We start from the raw sequence: 3,026 nt of genomic DNA on the forward strand, positions 1-3,026 counted from the left end.
TTCGTGTTTTTTGGACCACAACTACATCCCGACAGCCCGGTCTATTGGTTCATGATGCAGATCGGCATGATCATTGGATTCGCGACCACGTACCCTATGAACTGGTTTCTCGTCCGTGCCGGCATCAAGGAAGCTATGTAACTGTGTACCTTCGTTTTCATCGAAAACGCGCTCGAATGCAACGTGGAACCCTTCTAGAATTATAGGATTGCAGCGGCAATTTGCGAAAGGAAGAGGTCATCCACATCATTCTTTTGTGAGTTCAAAAGCATGAACTAATCCCGGCTGTTTTTTTGGAGGTTTCAACAGACCAAAGTGTCCTACCAGGAGCCACACCATCACCAACAACTTTATCCTAAAAATCAGTGGTTTCAGTGCTGAATTTTATTGCCGCTATTTATATCAGACTGTGCCTTCACGATGATGGGGCATTTTTGATCTTTGCGTTCGTTGGCCGCAGCCTGCTGGCAAGCGACAAGTGCCGCCTGGTTGGCTTGCACGAGATTATATCCAGTCGACGCATTAGTCGCATCACCGGGCTTAGCGGCCCGGAGCAGCGCCCATCCCGTATCCCATCGATCCGGTTGGTCCATGACAATTGAGGCGACGGTGCCATCCCAGCCAAACGGCAGATGACTGGCAATGAAGGGGGAGGCAATCAGACCCAACAGCATAGCTCCAAGACCCACGGTCGCAACCCAGAAGACCACCCACTCCCGCTGCTCCACTTTGCCCCGCATATTGCCGATCATGTCGGCAAGCTCACGGCTGGTTGTGCGCGTCTCAGTGATCGCCCGACCCAACTCCAGCTTGGGCTCAGTGAACACCGATGTGCCGGCATTTTCGATCTGTGCGGAATAGCTCTCCGGCGTCTCCTTCAGTGCCGGATGCTGCTCAATCACATCGAGCCGCCCAACAACGGCGGCCAGCATTTGCGCGACTTTCCCGACATCGGACCGGTAATCCGGCGGTGCCGGGGGCAAGCTGTCCGCCATGGCACCCGGCAACGCCTCCACAGCGCGGCGCATGACGGACACCTCGGCCCGTAAATCCTCAAACGCCCGCGTCGCATCCCCCACCCCGTCACCCGACACTGATTCGTCATCCATGCTTTTTCCCCAGCTCGCCCTACATCGACATGCCCAAGTCACGTCCCCGCTCAAGATCACAGCCAATGCTCTGGCCAATCGCCCGCTCCACGGTCGGCGCTTGCAGCACCCGCCCCAGCCAGGAGCCGGGCGTAATCCCCAACGTCTTGGCCTGCGCCCGCATCACCGACTCAAGCTGCGGATCGCGTTTCAGGGCACCGGCGATGCTTTTAAGCTCGGCCGCGACCTTGCCGCGGGCTTCGGCCTGCTCCCAGCCGCTTAGCCGCTCATGCCGCACCTCTAGGCGGTGACACACCTTAACCAGCCGCGCGGCATACAACTCCGGTTCCCGGTGCACCCGCTCCTCATGCTTGATCCCAGCTACCAGCCGCGTGGCCCGCTCCCGCCCTTGCAATTCAGTCATCGCCCGCTGGATGGCGGGCTCATAAGCCAAGGCTGCACGCAAATCGCGCACCGCACCAGGCCGGATTTCATCCAGCGCCACCCCCGCATCGCGCAATGCCTGCTTTTGCGAATCCAGCACGGGCAGGTTTTCCGCGCGCATCAACCTAATATCGGACCAAGCCCGCGCATAGCGGTCCACCGCCTGCTCCAGCCGCGCCGCCGGATCGGCCCGTACCTGTGCGGCCCCAACGCCCAGACCGGCCTCGGCCGAGGGACGGCCGGTGCTGAGCTTCAAGCCATCGAACATGCCGCGCTTCGGCGTTGGCCGTGCCGTTGCTTCCCGGTCCCGCGTCGGGCGGAGTGATCCAAGGTTCCAGCGGTTCGCAGAACCGTTGGAATGATCACGGAGGGGCTCACGCATCGCCGCCGGAATCGCGATTTCGCTCTCGGTACCGCGCCGGTGGACGCCAAACCCCCGGCGCTGGGCATAACCGGCCCGGTCATAATCCAGCGTCGTTTCCTTGGCCTGGGACCGCGACAGCCGCGCCGTGAGCGCGCCCATGTCGCTGAATTCGGACCGATCGGCATACAGTGCCACCCCGTCGCGGTGCCGGGTCATCGCCACATAGGTCATGTGCCGGTCCATCGAGCCCGAGGCCAACACATAGGCCCGGTCCACCGTCGCCCCCTGGCTCTTATGGATAGTGGTGGCGTAGCCGTGATCCACCGCCGCGTAATCCGCCATCGAGACCGAGACTGCCCGCCCCAGACCAGGCCCCTGAGCGGAATCCAGCCGGATCGATAAATGCCCCTCGCTGGCTTGCGCCACCGTGCCCAGCATCCCGTTTTTGACGCCCAGCTCTCGGTTGTTCTCGCGGAACAACACCCGGTCACCGGGGGCAAACGCCCGCGCACCCTCGGTGGTCTGGTAGACCAGCTCGCCGGTCAGCTCGCCTTGCGCCTGCCGGGCATCACGGATGGCGTCATTCAGCGCCGCGACATCGGCGCGCCGGTGCGCCAGCACCAGCCGCGAGCCCTCTGGCCGCAATTCCATGTCGGCCATCACATCGCGCACGATGGCAATACGTGCAGCCTCGCTTGTCTCCTCAAACCGAACTGCACCACGCTGCGCATAGGCCGCCAACCCCTCGGCGGTACGGTGCCGGCCAAAATCCATCGACGCCGCCCGCTGCCAGCCCTCCCGCTGCCGCCGAATCCCCTCCAGCTCCACCATGCCAACCCGCTCGGCCACGGCGCGGAACGCCGCCCCCGCCCCGATAGGCTGCAACTGCTCAGGGTCACCCACCAGCACGATCTTGGCACCGGCCAGGTCAGCCTCGGTGATGAACCGGGAAAGCTGCTTCGAGCCCACCATCCCGGCCTCGTCGATCACGAACACGTCCTTGGGACCGAGCTTGTCGAACCGGCGCTCCCAACCTCGTTCCCATGACGCCAGGGTGCGCGAGGCAATGCCGGAAGACTCCTCCAGCCCCTCGGCCGCCTTGCCCGCCAACGCCGCACCATGCACGCGAT

Annotated in this window: 3 protein-coding genes; 1 reads left to right on the forward strand and 2 read right to left on the reverse strand. The window is 62.8% G+C overall.

What is annotated here, in order from left to right; genetic code table 11:
* Positions 1-3: 3 nt before the first annotated feature.
* Positions 4-141 (forward strand): DUF4396 domain-containing protein, encoded by a 138-nt coding sequence (locus BUB54_RS21890; protein WP_280521950.1) that lies wholly within the window; start codon positions 4-6, stop codon positions 139-141.
* Positions 142-371: 230 nt separating this feature from the next.
* Here the strand turns inward: BUB54_RS21890 and BUB54_RS19580 are convergent, their stop codons facing one another.
* Positions 372-1,109, reverse strand: coding sequence for a DUF6118 family protein (locus BUB54_RS19580; RefSeq protein ID WP_048880343.1), 738 nt, complete (start codon positions 1,107-1,109; stop codon positions 372-374).
* Between the two features lie 19 nt (positions 1,110-1,128).
* Positions 1,129-3,026: AAA family ATPase (locus BUB54_RS21715; protein ID WP_175556557.1), on the reverse strand; the 1,898-nt coding region annotated here is incomplete at its 5' end.

It is taken from the genome of Acidocella aminolytica 101 = DSM 11237, assembly GCF_900129125.1.
Lineage (GTDB): Bacteria > Pseudomonadota > Alphaproteobacteria > Acetobacterales > Acetobacteraceae > Acidocella > Acidocella aminolytica.